Origin of the sequence: Streptomyces sp. NBC_01235, assembly GCF_035989285.1 — a bacterium.
GTDB lineage: Bacteria > Actinomycetota > Actinomycetes > Streptomycetales > Streptomycetaceae > Streptomyces.
Map to the genome: position 1 here is coordinate 4,599,589 of NZ_CP108513.1, position 14,883 is coordinate 4,614,471.

At 72.6% G+C, this 14,883-nt stretch carries 13 protein-coding genes and 1 pseudogene; 11 read left to right on the forward strand and 3 right to left on the reverse strand.

Annotated elements, in window-relative coordinates; translation table 11 throughout:
• The first annotated feature begins 56 nt into the window (after positions 1-56).
• From OG289_RS20280 to OG289_RS20315, 7 genes and pseudogenes are all read left to right on the forward strand, one after another.
• Positions 57-3,749, forward strand: coding sequence for an FHA domain-containing protein (locus OG289_RS20280; protein WP_327320749.1), 3,693 nt, complete (start codon positions 57-59; stop codon positions 3,747-3,749).
• Between the two features lie 290 nt (positions 3,750-4,039).
• Complete coding sequence (locus OG289_RS20285; RefSeq protein ID WP_327320750.1) at positions 4,040-5,422, forward strand: ABC transporter substrate-binding protein; 1,383 nt, start codon at positions 4,040-4,042, stop codon at positions 5,420-5,422.
• A 7-nt stretch (positions 5,423-5,429) separates the two neighbouring features.
• Entirely contained in the window at positions 5,430-6,773 is a 1,344-nt protein-coding gene (locus tag OG289_RS20290) for a carbohydrate ABC transporter permease (protein ID WP_327315439.1), read from the forward strand.
• Positions 6,770-7,621, forward strand: coding sequence for a carbohydrate ABC transporter permease (locus OG289_RS20295; RefSeq protein WP_327315440.1), 852 nt, complete (start codon positions 6,770-6,772; stop codon positions 7,619-7,621). The genes OG289_RS20290 and OG289_RS20295 overlap by 4 nt, the downstream gene beginning before the upstream one ends.
• Positions 7,622-7,892: 271 nt before the next feature.
• A pseudogene (locus tag OG289_RS49710) lies at positions 7,893-8,620 on the forward strand (CDP-glycerol glycerophosphotransferase family protein); the annotation flags it as partial.
• Positions 8,621-8,622: 2 nt separating this feature from the next.
• Positions 8,623-8,790 (forward strand): hypothetical protein, encoded by a 168-nt coding sequence (locus tag OG289_RS20310; RefSeq protein ID WP_327321046.1) that lies wholly within the window; start codon positions 8,623-8,625, stop codon positions 8,788-8,790.
• A 99-nt stretch (positions 8,791-8,889) separates the two neighbouring features.
• On the forward strand, positions 8,890-9,618 hold the full coding sequence (locus OG289_RS20315; RefSeq protein ID WP_327315441.1) for a hypothetical protein: 729 nt from the start codon (positions 8,890-8,892) through the stop codon (positions 9,616-9,618).
• 46 nt (positions 9,619-9,664) lie between these two features.
• On the opposite strand, the gene OG289_RS20320 is transcribed toward OG289_RS20315, so the two are convergent.
• Positions 9,665-10,078: an organic hydroperoxide resistance protein gene (locus OG289_RS20320; RefSeq protein ID WP_327315442.1), complete on the reverse strand. Its 414-nt coding sequence runs from the start codon at positions 10,076-10,078 to the stop codon at positions 9,665-9,667.
• Between the two features lie 120 nt (positions 10,079-10,198).
• Here OG289_RS20320 and OG289_RS20325 point away from each other — a divergent pair, with 120 nt between their 5' ends.
• The gene (locus tag OG289_RS20325) at positions 10,199-10,702 is read left to right on the forward strand and encodes a MarR family winged helix-turn-helix transcriptional regulator (RefSeq protein ID WP_327315443.1); all 504 of its coding nucleotides are present in this window, start codon (positions 10,199-10,201) and stop codon (positions 10,700-10,702) included.
• Positions 10,695-11,648: an ADP-ribosylglycohydrolase family protein gene (locus OG289_RS20330; protein ID WP_327315444.1), complete on the forward strand. Its 954-nt coding sequence runs from the start codon at positions 10,695-10,697 to the stop codon at positions 11,646-11,648. The genes OG289_RS20325 and OG289_RS20330 overlap by 8 nt, the downstream gene beginning before the upstream one ends.
• On the opposite strand, the gene OG289_RS20335 is transcribed toward OG289_RS20330, so the two are convergent.
• Both OG289_RS20335 and OG289_RS20340 read right to left on the reverse strand, forming a co-directional pair.
• Entirely contained in the window at positions 11,645-12,289 is a 645-nt protein-coding gene (locus OG289_RS20335) for a response regulator transcription factor (protein ID WP_327315445.1), read from the reverse strand. The two genes, OG289_RS20330 and OG289_RS20335, sit on opposite strands and share 4 nt — an antisense overlap.
• A 22-nt stretch (positions 12,290-12,311) precedes the next feature.
• A complete protein-coding gene (locus OG289_RS20340; RefSeq protein WP_442818926.1) occupies positions 12,312-12,959 on the reverse strand; it encodes a TetR/AcrR family transcriptional regulator in 648 nt (215 codons plus the stop codon).
• 170 nt (positions 12,960-13,129) lie between these two features.
• Here OG289_RS20340 and OG289_RS20345 point away from each other — a divergent pair, with 170 nt between their 5' ends.
• Entirely contained in the window at positions 13,130-14,047 is a 918-nt protein-coding gene (locus OG289_RS20345) for an ABC transporter permease (RefSeq protein ID WP_327315447.1), read from the forward strand.
• Entirely contained in the window at positions 14,040-14,873 is an 834-nt protein-coding gene (locus tag OG289_RS20350) for an ABC transporter ATP-binding protein (RefSeq protein ID WP_327315448.1), read from the forward strand. The genes OG289_RS20345 and OG289_RS20350 overlap by 8 nt, the downstream gene beginning before the upstream one ends.
• The last annotated feature ends 10 nt before the right edge of the window (positions 14,874-14,883 follow it).

Consider the following 14,883-nt stretch of genomic DNA (forward strand, 5'->3'; position numbering starts at 1 on the left):
TGCTCGTGTGGGGTGGGGGGAAGTCCGCGCCCGTGCAGAAGGGACCGCTGACGGCGATGCAGATCCGGCTGACCGTCGTAGACCCGCAGGGCCCGCACCCCGATGCGCGGGGCCGGGCCGCGAGCTGTGACGTGCTGGTCACGGCGCCCGCCGGCACGGCCCTGGCCGCGGTGGCGTCGGCGCTGGCCGCGGCGGTCTGCGGGGAGGGCGCCGCGTCGTCCTCGTCCGCGGTGGCGGTCGTGCTGTACGCGGGCGTGGAGCGGCTCGACACCCAGCGCTGCACGCTGGGCGAGCCCCCGCTGATCGACGGCGCGGTGCTGTCCCTGGGCGGCCCGGCCGACCCCGAGCCGCATCCCGAGGTCGACGACGCCCCGGCCCGCCTGCACGTGGTGGCCGGACCCGACGCGGGCGGGGTCCATCTCCTGCACGGCGGCCAGGTCCGCGTCGGCCGCTCCGCCGACGCCGACGTGCCCCTCGACGACCCGGACGTCTCCCGCCTGCACTGCGCGGTGACGCTCTCCCCCGACGGCCGCCTCACGGTCGCCGACCTCGGCTCCACCAACGGCACCACCCTGGACGGCACGCGCGTACAGGGCCGCCCCGTCCGCCTCACCTCCGGCGCCCTGCTCCGCATCGGCGAGTCGGCCCTGCGCCTGGCCCCGCCCGGCGGCCCGGGCCCCCGGGTGGCGACGACCCCGGACGGGGAGGGGCATGTGCGGGTGCCCTGCGGGGGCACGGAAGCGGGTGCGGGCGGTGACCGGTCCGGAGCCGCCATCGGCCCGACGCCGGGCACGGCGGGGACGACCCGCACGCACGTGCCGGGCGGCAACGAACCGACGGGCACGGCCACCGACGGCGGCACAGGAATAGGCACGGGCACGACGGGAACGATCCACGCGCGCGTGACGACCGGCAGTGCGCCGACCACGGGCGGCCCCGGCAGCCAGGAGGGACCCTCCGGTCCCACCAGTCACGCCCACGGCACGGTGGAGTGGAGCGGCTCGGCCGACGCCCGGGGTGAGCGGGGGCGCGGCTCCGGGGAGACGCCGCTGGTGCCGGGGCAGGGCACGGCGCCGCGCCTCGAGAACCGGCGCGGTGGCGGCGAGGCGCGCGCGGCGGACGACGGCCCCCGGACCCCGCCGGGAGCGGTTTCCTCCGGTGGCGCGTCCGGAGCGGGGGGCGGTGCCATGGACGTCTCGGCGACCCACGGCGGCCGCTCCGGCCTCGGCTCGTTCTCCACAGCGGACGACGACGTCCGAGGGCCGCACGCCTCCCACACCCCGCAGCGCCCGTCCGCCACCTCACCGGCGTCCCCGTACGCCGACTCACCGGCGTCCCCGTACGCCGACTCCCACGACGCCGACTCCCACGGCGCCGGCGCCTCCCGCCGCAAGGGCACCCCCCTGCGCGGCACCGACGTGCCCCCGGGCGTACGCAAACGCGGGGGTCTCTCCGCGTGGGCGCGGCGCCTGGCCGGGGGCCGCGGGGGCGACCAGGAGACGGCCGCCCCCGGGAGCTACGACGACGAGGAGTCGGCCGGAGCCGAGTCCCAGCCGTCGGTCGCCCCGCCGCCCGCGCCCGAGACGTGGCCGGACCCGGCGGCACTGCTGCTGACGGCGCTGGGCCCGGGACCCCGTCTGTGGGAGCGCGGCCCGGGGCACCCGGAGGCGCTCACCGTACGGCTCGGCACGGCCGACCGGGCGGCGCCCGACGGCTCGGGCCTGCTGCCCGCCGTCCCGGTGACGGCGGGGCTGCGCGAGGTCGGCGCACTCGGTCTGGCCGGGCCCCGCCCGCGGCTGTCCGGGCTGGCACGCGCGGTGCTGGCCCAACTCGCCGCGCTGCACTCCCCCGACGCCCTGGAAGTCGTCCTGATCAGCACGGACCGCGCGCGTTCCGAGGAGGAGCGCGTCGCCGAGTGGTCCTGGCTGGGCTGGCTGCCCCATCTGCGCCCGGGGCACGGCCAGGACTGCCGTCTCCTCCTCGCCTACGACCGCGACCAGGCCACGGCACGCACCGACGAACTCCTGCGCCGCCTGGAGGACCACCTCTCCGACAGCGCGAGCGGCGCGGGCCCGGCACAGGTGCCCCCGCCCCGTGACAACGCCCGCCGCCCCTCCTGGGCCGTGGCCGACGACATAGCTGGCGGCGGCTTCCCCGGCCCGTACACGGTGGTCGTCGTGGACGGCGACCCCGGCGGCGCCGACCTGCGGGAAGCGGTGAGCCGACTGGCGGTGGCCGGCCCGCGCGCCGGGATACACGTCGTCTGCCTCGCCGAGACGCCCGCCGCCTCCCCCTCCTCGCCGACGACGGCGACGTACGAGACGGCCTGCGCGGTGGCGCCCACGTTCCGCGCGTGCGGGGCCGTCGCGCTGCTCGGCGGTGACGTGGCGACCGCGCTGCGGCTGCTGCGGGTCGCGCGGGCCGGGGCGCAGACGGAACGGCCCGGCCCGGTGGGGCCCGGCACGGTCGGCGCGGTGGACGCCGTCTCCCTGGCCTGGGCCGAACGCTTCGCGCGGGCCCTCGCACCGCTGCGCCCGGACGGCGCCGACGGCGGCGAACGGCCCACGCGTGTGTCGGCGCCGCTCCCCCAGTCGGCCCGCCTCCTGGACGAGCTGGGCCTCGCCCGGGCCACGCCCGCCTCCCTGATGGCCCGCTGGGCGGACGCGGCGGACGACGCCGAGGCGCTCGGCGGCCGGGCCCGGGCCGTGCTCGGCGCCGGTCCGCGCGGCCCGGTCGGCGTGGACCTGGCCGCCGAGGGCCCCCACCTGCTGATCGAGGGCCCGACCGGCAGCGGGCGTACGGAGCTGCTGCGGGCGGTCGTCGCCTCGCTGGCCGCCGCCGAGCGCCCGGACCGGCTGGGCATCATCCTGCTGGACGGCCGCGACACCGTCGGCAAGGGCAGCGGCGGCCCGGGCGACGGGCTGCGGGTCTGTACGGACGTACCGCATGTCACCACCCATCTCACCGCCAACGACCCGGTCCGGATGCGGGAGTTCGCGCAGTCGCTGAGTGCCGAGCTGAAGCGGCGGGCCGAGCTGCTGGGCCGCTCCGACTTCGCGGAGTGGCACACGCACCGCGCGGTCTCCGGCCGCATCGTCCCGCAGCGCACCCCGAACACCGCGCCCCCGGGAACCGGACCGGGCGGCACCACCGCGACCGGCGCCGCCGACCTGGAGGCCCCGCCCAGCACCACCCTCCGGCTGCGCCCGGGAGCTGCCGCCCGGCAACGGACCGAGACGGCGTCCCCGCTGCCCCGCCTGGTGGTGGTGGTCGACGACCTGGACGCCCTCGTCTCCCCCGCCCTCGGCTCCCCGGGCCGTCCCGCCGCCGGCTCGGTGATGCGCGCGCTGGAGGCGGTGGCCCGCGAGGGCGAGCGACTCGGCGTGCACCTGGTGGCGGCGGCCGGCCCCGGAGGCCGTACGGCGGAGTCGGAGCCGGCCCGCCTGTCCACCGTGCGGATCGCTCTCGACCCACCGGGATCCGGCGCGGACGAACCGGCGCCGGGCCGCGGCCGCCTCAAGGGCGCGGACGGCCGCCTCACCCCGTTCCAGGGCGGCCGTGTCACGGGCCGCATCCCCCGCACGGCGACCCTCCGCCCCACGGTGGTCCCCCTGGAATGGCTCCGCATGGGCGACCCCCCGACCCGCAGACCGGTCCGAGAACTGGGCAACGGCCCGACGGACCTGGCACTGCTGGCCAGCGCGCTGGAGAGGGCAGCACGGCATCCCAGCCCGACAGGCGTTCACTGACGGGCATCGGGCAGAACCTTTCCCCCCGTCCCGGCGTTCACGGACAGGCACCGGTCATCTCGGCCCGTCCGGCCCGGCGTTTGAGGACGAGGCCCTTTCAGGGCCGAAGCGGGGGTCTGGGGCGGCAGCCTTCGGCAACGGCACGGACAGCAACGCTCACCGATCACGACGCGGTCACGATCCCCCGCTTGACAGCGTGGGCGCTCTTGCCGAGCCCATGACACCCGGCGTAGACCAGTGCCCACGGGACAGCGCTCAACGTTCGACGAGGAACGAAGAACGGGGCAATGATGCGCAGCACCAGCGACACCATCCGGACACGCAGGACCGTGAAATCAGCCGCCACGCTCCTGGCGGGGGCCCTCGCGCTCTCGCTCACCGCCTGCGGCAGCGACGACGACAAGAGCAGCGGAAACGACGGCGGCACCGGAACCAAGGAGTCCGGCAGCGCCCTCACCCTCCCCAAGCTCGACGGCACCACGCTCGAAGTGGCCGCCGTATGGACCGGCACCGAACAGGCGAACTTCAAGAAGGTCCTCGCCGAGTTCGAGAAGCGCACCGGCGCGAAGATCACCTTCGTGCCCGCGCAGGACCCGATCATCAACTTCCTCGGCTCGAAGATCGCGGGCGGCTCACCGCCGGACGTGGCCATGCTGCCGCAGCCCGGCGCCATCAAGCAGGCCGCCGACAAGGGCTGGGCCAAACCGCTGGGCGCCGAGGCCCAGGCCGAGCTCGCCAAGAACTACTCGCAGGGCTGGCAGGACATCGGGAAGGTGGGCGGCAAGCAGTACGGCGTCTACTACAAGGCCGCGAACAAGTCTCTGATCTGGTACAACGCCAAGGTCTTGGAGAACGCGGGCGCGGCTGAGCCGAAAACGTGGAAGGACCTGCTGACCACCGCGCAGACGGTGTACGACTCCGGAGTCACGCCGTTCTCGGTGGGCGGCGCAGACGGCTGGACTCTCACCGACTGGTTCGAGAACGTCTACCTCTCCCAGGCGGGCCCGGAGAAGTACGACCAGCTCGCCCAGCACAAGATCAAGTGGACGGACCCCTCCGTGAAGGAGGCCCTGACCACCCTCGCCCAGATCTGGGGCAAGAAGGACTGGGTCGCGGGCGGCGCGAGCGGCGCGCTGCAGACCGAGTTCCCGGCCTCGGTGACACAGGCCTTCACCGGCGGCGACCAGCCGAAGGCGGCGATGGTCTACGAGGGCGACTTCGTGCAGGTCAACATCGCCGACACCAAGTCGAAGGTCGGCACGGACGCGAAGGTGTTCCCGTTCCCGACGGTCGGCAGCACAGCGCCGGTGGTCTCCGGCGGTGACGCGGCCGTCATCCTGAAGGACTCCAAGGGCGCGCAGGCGCTGGCGACCTTCCTGGCCTCGCCGGACGCGGCGGAGATCCAGGCGGGGCTCGGCGGCTACCTCTCGCCGAACAAGAACGTCGACATCTCCGCGTACCCGAACGAGGTCCAGCAGACGATCGCCAAGGCGCTGATCGCGGCCGGCGACGACTTCCGCTTCGACATGTCCGACCAGGCCCCGCAGGCCTTCGGCGGCACGCCCGGCAAGGGTGAGTGGAAGGACCTCCAGGACTTCCTGAAGAACCCGACGAACGTGGCCGGCACCCAGGCGAAACTGGAGTCGGACGCGGCGACGGCGTACGGGAACTGACGCGGCGATGGCGACGCCCGTGGCGGCGGAGGCTCCCGGAGCCCCCGCCCCTCCTCGCTCGCGCAAGAGCGTGACCGGCACCCGAAGGACGGTGGCGGCGCTGTTCCTGCTGCCCGCCCTGGTGCTGCTCGGCGCGCTCGTGGTCTACCCGATCGGGTACTCGGTCGTGCGCAGTTTCTACGACCAGTCCGGCGACGGCTTCGCCCGCGTCGACAACTACAAGGCCCTCTTCACCGACGACGGCATCCGCACCGCGCTGAAGAACAACGTGATCTGGGTGGTGTTCGCGCCGACGGTCGCGACCGCGCTCGGGCTGATCTTCGCGGTGCTGACCGAACGGGTGCGCTGGGGCACCGCGTTCAAGCTGGTCGTCTTCATGCCGATGGCGATCTCGATGCTCGCCGCCGGCATCATCTTCCGGCTGGTCTACGACCAGGACCCGGACAAGGGCGTCGCGAACGCGGTGTGGGTGGGCGTGCACGACACGTTCGCGCAGGCGTCCGCGTTCCCCAAGGCCCACCCGGGCCGCGACTCGCCGCTGCGGGCCGACCAGGGCGGCTTCATCACCCAGACGCCCGTGCACGCCGGCACCCCGGTCGCCCTCCCCCTGGTCGGCGTCGCCCCGGACCAGATGCCCGACGACGCGAAGAAGGCCGTCAAGGCAAGCACCGAACAGGGCAAGGTCACCGGCACCACCTGGCAGGACTTCACCCGCGGCAAGGGCGTCGGCACGCTCGGCGCGCCCGACCCGTCCGAGCTGGGCTACCCCGGGATGAAGATCGAGGCGGTGAAGGACGGCAAGGTGGTGGCGTCGGCCAAGGCCGCCGCCGACGGCACCTTCACCCTCCCCGCCCAGGCCGACGGCGCCCGGCTCCGGCTGCCCGCGAGCAACTTCAAGGAGGCGTACAACGGCCTGGACTGGCTGGGCCCGTCGCTGGTCACGCCGTCGATCATCGGCTCGTACATCTGGATGTGGGCGGGCTTCGCGATGGTGCTGATCGCGGCCGGTCTGGCGGGTGTGCCGCGTGAACTGCTCGAAGCGGCGCGCGTCGACGGCGCCAGCGAGTGGCAGGTGTTCCGCAGGGTCACCGTGCCGCTGCTCGCGCCGGTCCTCGCGGTCGTCACGGTCACCCTGATGATCAACGTGCTGAAGGTGTTCGACCTCGTCTTCATCATCGCCCCGGGCTCCTCGCAGGACGACGCGAACGTGCTCGCCCTGGAGCTGTACCGCAAGGGCTTCTCCGAGGACCAGCCCGGCATCGCCAGCGCGATCGCGGTGTTCCTGCTGCTGCTGGTGATCCCGGTGATGTGGTTCAACGTGCGTCGGCTCAGGCGGGAGGTGCGGCGATGACGAAGCGGCTCGAATGGGTCATGGACAAGCTCAACGGCGGGCTGGTCCGCGTTTTTCTCATCGTCGTCGGCCTGTTCTGGCTGGTGCCGACCATCGGGCTGCTCATCTCCTCCCTGCGCGCCCCCGAGGACATGAGCGCCAGCGGCTGGTGGAAGGTGTTCTCCCAGCCCTCCCAACTCACCTTCGACAGCTACCAGAAGCTCCTGGAGAACAGCGACATCACCAACTCGCTCGTCAACACCGTGCTGATCACGGTGCCGGCGACGGTCCTGGTCGTCGTCATCGGCTCGCTCGCGGGCTACGCGTTCGCGTGGATGGAGTTCCCGGGCCGCGACTGGTGGTTCCTGGCCGTGGTGGGGCTGTTGGTGGTGCCCGTGCAGGTGGCGCTGATCCCGATCGCCGAGCTGTTCGGCAAGATCGGCCTGTTCGGGAACATCCTGGGAGTGATCCTGTTCCACGTCGGGTTCGGGCTGCCCTTCGCGGTGTTCCTGCTGCGGAACTTCTTCGCGGAGATCCCCCGCGAACTGCTGGAGGCGGCCCGTCTCGACGGAGCCGGTGAACTCCGGCTGTTCGCACGGGTCGTGATGCCCCTGGGCGGGCCGGCGATCGCGTCCCTGGGCATCTTCCAGTTCCTGTGGGTGTGGAACGACATGCTGGTGGCGCTGGTGTTCACCAACGCCGACAGCCAGCCGATCACGGTGGCCCTGCAGACGCAGGTACGGCAGTTCGGCAACAACATCGATGTGCTGGCACCCGGCGCGTTCATCTCGATGGTGATCCCACTGGCCGTGTTCTTCGCGTTCCAACGGCAGTTCGTGTCCGGAGTGATGGCGGGCGCGGTCAAGTAGCCGGAACCCGGAAACCGGAAACCGGAAAAAAGGGGGCGGGTCGGGTCATCGGCCCGCCCCTCGCCGTTCACCCACCATCCCCTCACCCACCATCCCCCGTATGCCTCACGGGCCGTAACCGATTCACTCCATTGGCCGTTCCCGGGCAAGGCCCTGTCCACCGCCGCCCGCGCCGACCCATGGATGTGCCTTGCCCAGGTTCAGCGTCATCGTCCCCGCGTACAAGGTTCAGGCGTACCTGCGCGGGTGCCTCGAGTCGGCCAAGCGCGACCGGCTCCCGCGCGACTCGCGCGCCGAGTTCCTGCGCATGGCCCGCGCCCACTACCGCCGTTACCGCGTCCCGGGCGCCTCGGTCCCACTGCGCTCCCGGCTGCGCCACACCCTCGTCCACTTCGGCGTGCACCGCGCCTACCGGCTCCTGCACGCCGCCTTGTGTGTGCGCCGGCGCACACACAAGGCGGCCTCGAAGCTCGCCCGCGCCCTGCGGGCGGCCGTTCTGCAAGCCCACTACCGCGTCCGGTTGCGGCTGCCGCTGCGCGCCGACCGGGCCGTGTTCGCCGCGTACCGGGGCCGCGGGCGCGGCTGCGACCCGGGCGCGCCGGAAGAGGCGTTCCGCACGTTCGCGCCGCAGGTGCGCACGACATGGATCGCCCACCCCGAGCACCAGACGGCCGTCCCGCCGAGCCCACGTCAGGTGCGCCCGGGCGCGGCTGCGACCCGGGCGCGCCGGAAGAGGCGTTCCGCACGTTCGCGCCGCAGGTGCGCACGGCATGGATCGCCCACCCCGAGCACCAGACGGCCGTCCCGCCGAGCCCACGTCAGGTGCGCCCGGGCACGGCCGCCCACCGGGCGGCGCCGGCCCGCTCCAAGTACCTCGTCGACAACGCCGACTTCGACCGGCGGCTGGTCAGGAGGACCGGCCAGGTCTTCGTGCAGACCCGGCACGGCACGCCCCTCAAGCACATGGGCCTCGCTCTCCCGGGTGACCCGGCCGGTGCCGGGTGTCCGCCGAGCGTGTCGTCCGGCAGATCCTGTCGGACGAGGCGCCGGACACGGCGGCACGTCGCGGTGACGGTGACACCGAGTCCGGCGGTGACGGTTCGGACGGCGCGGTCATCGGCATCCCGCGGCCCGTCGACCGTTCGGCGCGCCTGCCGGAGTACACGTGACCTGCGCTCGGCGCGAGGCGGGTACCCGGGGGTGCGTCGGGATCCGCCGTGCGGCCTAGCCGCCGGGAGCGAGGCGCCATAAGGGGGAAAGCGCGAGGAATGCGCTCCACTGCCCGCCCCTTCCGGCATCCGACGCCGTACCAGTTCTTCGGGACCCTGGTCTGGCTGGCGCTGTCGCTCGCGTACTGGCGTGACCCGCTGTGCCGCGCGGCAGTGGCCGGCCCGTTCAACCTGCTGGTGCTGCTGACCGGGATCGGCCGCTTCACACGCGTTCTGACGGACCGTCGCCGGGCCGCGGTCCTGGGCCTGTTCGCCCTGGCGTTGCTGTGGGGCGGCGACCGGTCCTGGTCGAGCGACGGCCTCGGTCATCCGTCGACACTGGCCGTCGGACTGACCTGCTGGGCCTGGGCGTTGACGGGCACGCGCGCGGGAGCGGTGCGTTGCCCGGTCCGGTACGTCGGTCCGAGCGGCCTGCGGAGTTCGTGGGGGTACGCGTTGCTCGGTGCGCTGTACGCGCTGGTCCTGCTCGTGCACCCGGTGACGTTCATCGCGGCGGCGGTCGGGGCGGTGGCGCTCGTCGCCGGGTGGGAACGTGACCGGCGGGTGGCCGTGGTGAGCCGGTGGGCGCTCACGGCCGCGGTGCCGATGACGGCCGCGTACTGCAGGCCCTACCTGGACGCGCTCTCCCTGACGACCGGGGGCCCCGGGGCGGATCTGACGCCCGAGCGGCTGCCCCAAGGGGTGCCCGGGCACTTCTGGCTGGTGCTGATCGGTGTGCCCGCGCTGTGGCTGCGGGCGTGGCGGGTGAGGCGGGCGGCGGGACACTGACCGCGTGTCCCGCCGGCGCCGATGCTCCTGCCGGAGCGGCCGGTGACTACTCGACGACGAGCTCGACCGGGACGTTGCCGCGGGTGGCGTTGGAGTAGGGGCAGACCTGGTGGGCCTGCTCGACGAGCTTGCGGCCGGTCGCCTCGTCCACGCTGTCGGGCAGCTCCACGCGCAGGGTCACCTTCAGGGCGAAGCCCTCGCCCTGCTTGCCTATGCCGACCTCGGCCGTCACCGCGGCGTCGCTGACGTCCACCTTCGCGGCGCGGCCGACGAGGCCCAGGGCGCTGCCGAAACAGGCGGCGTAACCGGCGGCGAACAGCTGCTCCGGGTTGGTGCCCTCCCCGTTGCCGCCGAGCTCCACGGGCATGGCCAGCGCGAGGTCGATCCTGCCGTCGGAGGAGACGGCGCGGCCCTCGCGGCCGTGCGTGGCGGTGGCGACAGCGGTGTAGAGCGCGTCCATGGAAAACCATCCCTCTCAGATCACGTTCCGGCGGCCCGGTCCGGCCGCCCGACGGAGGCAAGTAGAGCACACAATTCAATTGGGCACAACTAAATTGCGGGTAAGAGCTATCCTGGAGACATGACCGCCCCGCTGCCAGCCGTCGGCCCGGAGAACGCCACGGAGAACTGGCTCCGTCTGGACCGCCAGATCTGCTTCTCCCTGCACGCCGCGTCGCGCGCCTTCAACGGCGTCTACCGCGTGATCCTCAAGGACCTCGGGCTCACCTATCCGCAGTACCTGGTGATGCTGGTCCTGTGGGAGGAGGGCCCGCTGCCCGTCAAGAAGCTGGGCGAACACCTGCGTCTGGACTCCGGCACGCTCTCGCCGCTGCTCAAGCGCCTGGAGGGGGCCGGTCTGGTGCTACGCGAGCGCAGCGCCCGCGACGAGCGCTCCGTGGAGGTGCGGCTCACCGAGGAGGGCGCGTCCCTGCGCGACCGGGCCCTGGAGGTGCCGCGCAGGATCGTCACCGCCACCGGCTTCGAACTCGCCGAGATCGGCGCACTGCGCGAGCGCCTGGACGAACTCACCGCGGCGCTGGACGCGGCGGCCACGCCGGAGACGCAGGAGAGCCCGGATGATTGATTCGGTACGCGCCGTCGACCGCGCCGTCGGCTGTGTCGTCGGCTCCGCCGTGGGGGACGCGCTGGGCGCGCCCTTCGAGTTCGGGCCGGAGGGCGCGTTCTCCGAGCGGTTCCCGTCGGGCGTGCACGGTGGCGAGATGTGCGGGGGCGGCGGCTGGGACCCGGGGGAGGCGACCGACGACACGCAGATGGCCGTCCTCGTCGGGGAGTCCCTGCTGGAGTGCGGCGGACTGGACCCGGCGGACGTCTTCCGGCGGTTTTGGCGCTGGGCCGCCGCCGACCCCAAGGACATCGGGCTGCAGACCGAGGCGGTCCTGAGCAGCGGCGATCCCTGGGACACCGCCGCCGCGCTGCACTTCCAGACCAGTCAACGGGCGGCGGGCAACGGCGCATTGATGCGGGCGGCCACCTCCGCCGTCTACTTCGCGCCCCACGGCCGTACGGCCACCATGGACGCGGCGCGCCGGCTCGCCGCCCTCACCCACGGGGACCGTGCGGCCTGGGAGGGCACGGCCGTCTTCCATGAGCTGGTGCGGGTCGCCCTCGCGGGCGCCGACCCGCTGGCCGCGCTGACAAAGACCCTCGCCGAGGTCCACCCCGACCACCGCGAGCGGTACACGGCTGTCCTCGCCCCCGACTGGCACCCCGACCTGGCGACCGAGTTCAACGGCGCGGTGTGGCCCTGCCTCGGCTCCGCCGTCTGGGCCCTGCGCACGACGTCCTGCTTCGAGGACGCCGTCCGCGCCGCCGTCGACCTCGGTGGCGACACGGACACCGTCGCGGCCGTGACGGGCGGCCTCGCCGGAGCCGTGTACGGCGTCGACGACGTCCCGCAGCGATGGACGGCCGCCCTGCACGTCCCCCTGCCGGGTTCCGGCGACCGCGTCCTGCGCCTGCCGGAACTCACGACCCTGGCGCACGAGCTGGCCGGGTCCCCGGCACCCTAGGCGTTGTTCAGGTACGCCAGCACGGCCAGTACCCGCCGGTGTCCGCTGTCGCTGGCCGGCAGGCCCAGTTTCAGGAACACGTTGCCGATGTGCTTGCTGACGGACCGCTCGGTGATGACGAGGGTGTTGGCGATGGTCGTGTTGTCGCGGCCCTCGGCCATGAGCTTCAGCACCTCGCGCTCGCGCGGCGTGAGCGAGTCCAGCGGCGAGTCACGACGGCGGGTCATCAGCTCGGTGACGACCTCGGGGTCGAGCGCCGTCCCGCCGGAGGCCACCCGCTCCAGCGCGTCCAGGAACTCGTCCACCCGGCCCACGCGGTCCTTCAGCAGATAGCCGACCCCGCTCGCGCCCCCGCCCAGCAACTCGGCGGCGTAGGACTCCTCGACGTACTGCGAGAGCACCAGCACCGGCAGGCCGGGGATCTTCTCGCGGGCCTCCAGGGCGGCCCGCAGCCCCTCGTCGCGGAAGCCCGGCGGCATCCGCACATCGAGCACCGCCACGTCCGGACGGTGTTCCAGCAACGCCGGCAGCACCTCGGGGCCGGAGCCGGCGACGGCCACCACCTCGTGCCCGGACGACGTCAGCAGCAGGACCAAACCCTCCCTGAGCAGGGCGTTGTCCTCGGCTATCACGACTCTCATGCCACCTCGACTCCTGGAGCGCCTACAGCGCCTTGATCGCCTCGGCGGTCGCCCGAGCCAGCGCGCCCAGATACCCCTTGGGCAGCTTCGGGCTGCGGATGACCACCGAACGCCAGTAAAGCGGACCCGAGATCAGATCGAGCGCCAGCTCCTCGTTGAACCCCGCACGGATCTCCCCTCGCTGCTGCGCCGCCGCCACGATCTTCAGGGCGACCCCCTCCTGCCCCTCCTTCAGCGCCTTCTGCATCGCCTCGGCGATATCGGGGTTGCGGGCCGCCTCGGCCTGGAGGTCCGGGATGATCTGCGAGGCCACGGGGTGCCGCAGCGCCCGCGAGGTCACCTCGTAGAGCATGCGCAGGTCGCCCTCCAGGCTGCCCGTCTCCGGGGCCGGCAGACCCTGTACGGCGATCACCGAGACGATGTCGAGGACCAGGTGCAGCTTGGAACGCCAGCGCCGGTACACCGCGGTCTTGCCCACACCGGCGCGACGGGCGATGCCCTCGATGGACATCCGTGCGTAGCCGACGGTCGCGAGCTCCTCGAACACGGCGGCCCGGATGGCCTCCGTCACCTCCTCGCGCAGCACGGCCGCGCCCGCGGGCGCCCGGCGGCGCGGGCGCGCCTGGGGTCCATCGGTGTTCGTCGCGTTCGTCGTCATGCCGACCAGCATAGGGCGTTACGACGATACGGTTGCGTTCCGACGTCAACTCGGCCTACTCTCGCGTTGCGACGATACGGTCCCGTCCTGACGTAAGAAAACGTGAAGAAAAACGTAAGGAAACGTCGGACGACTAAGGAAACGGCGCCCGCACCCCCCTCCCCCGAGTGAAAGCAGCGGATGTGAGTCAGGTCCTCCACACACCGCCCAAGACACCGGCCTACGGCCCCGGCGAGCTCGCGGCCCTGGCCGAGCGGCACGGCCTCACGGTCAGCGGTGCCCGTCCTCCCCTGCCGGAGTACGTCAGCCAGCTCTGGGCGCGCCGCCACTTCATCACCGCGTTCGCCACCGCCAAGCTCACCGCCCAGTACAGCCAGGCGAAGCTGGGCCAGGTCTGGCAGGTGATGACCCCGCTGCTGAACGCGGCGGTGTACTACTTCATCTTCGGCGTCCTGCTGGACACCAAGAGGAACGTGGCGGACTTCATCCCGTTCCTGGTCACGGGCGTGTTCGTGTTCACGTTCACCCAGAGCTCGGTCATGGCGGGCACCCGCGCCATCTCCGGCAGCATCGGCCTGGTGCGGGCCCTGCACTTCCCCCGGGCCGCGCTGCCGATCTCGTTCTGTCTCCAGCAGCTCCAGCAGCTGCTGTTCTCGATGGCCGCCCTGCTGATCATCCTGTTCGCGGTGGGCGTGCCGCCGGCCCTGTCGTGGGTCCTCGTCCTCCCGGCGCTGACGCTGCAGTTCGTCTTCAACGCGGGCCTCGCGATGGTCCTGGCCCGGGCTGGCGCGAAGACGCCGGACATCGCCCAGCTGATGCCGTTCATCCTGCGCACCTGGATGTACATCTCGGGCGTCATGTGGAGCATCGACAACCTGATCAGCAAGCACCACGGCATGCCGTCCTGGGTCGCCAGCCTGCTGCGGGCCAACCCCGCCGCCGTCTACATCGACCTGATGCGCTTCGCGCTGATCGACAGCTTCCACGCCAGTCAGCTGCCGCCCCACGTGTGGCTGGTCGCGACCGGCTGGGCGCTGCTCGCCGGTGTCGGTGGCTTCATCTACTTCTGGAAGGCTGAGGAGACGTACGGCCGTGGCTGACAACGCAGGCAACGCAACGCGCACCGCGCTCACCGAGCCCGCCGACGAGCGGATCCCCACCGTCATCGCGGACAGCGTCGACATCGTCTACCGGATCAACGGCACCGGCAGCGGCCGGGGCAGCGCGACCGCCGCCCTCAACCGCATCCTGCGCCCCAAGCAGGCCGAGAAGGCCGCCGGCATGCGTATCGTGCACGCCGTCAAGAAGGTCTCCTTCGTCGCCTACAAGGGCGAGGCCGTCGGCCTCATCGGCACCAACGGCTCCGGCAAGTCCACCCTGCTCAAGGGCATCGCGGGCCTGCAGCCGGTGGAGAACGGCAAGATCTACACCGACGGCCAGCCCTCCCTCCTCGGCGTCAACGCGGCCCTGATGGGCGACCTGACCGGCGAGCGCAACGTCTACCTCGGCGGCCTGGCCATGGGCATGACGCGCGAGCAGATCAAGGAGCGCTACCAGGAGATCGTCGACTTCTCCGGCATCAACGAGAAGGGCGACTTCATCTCCCTGCCCATGCGCACCTACTCCTCCGGCATGGGCTCCCGGCTGCGCTTCTCCATCGCCGCCGCCAAGGACCACGACGTGCTGCTCATCGACGAGGCGCTGTCCACCGGTGACGCGCGGTTCCAGGCACGCTCGGCGGAGCGCATCCAGGAGATGCGCCAGCACGCCGGCACCGTCTTCCTGGTCAGCCACAGCAACGCCGCGATCCGTACCACCTGCGAGCGCGTGCTGTGGCTCGAGCGCGGCGAACTGCGCATGGACGGCCCCACAGAAGAGGTCCTGGAGGCGTACGAGGCGTTCACCTCGGGCGCCAAGAAGAAGTAGCCGGCGCGGC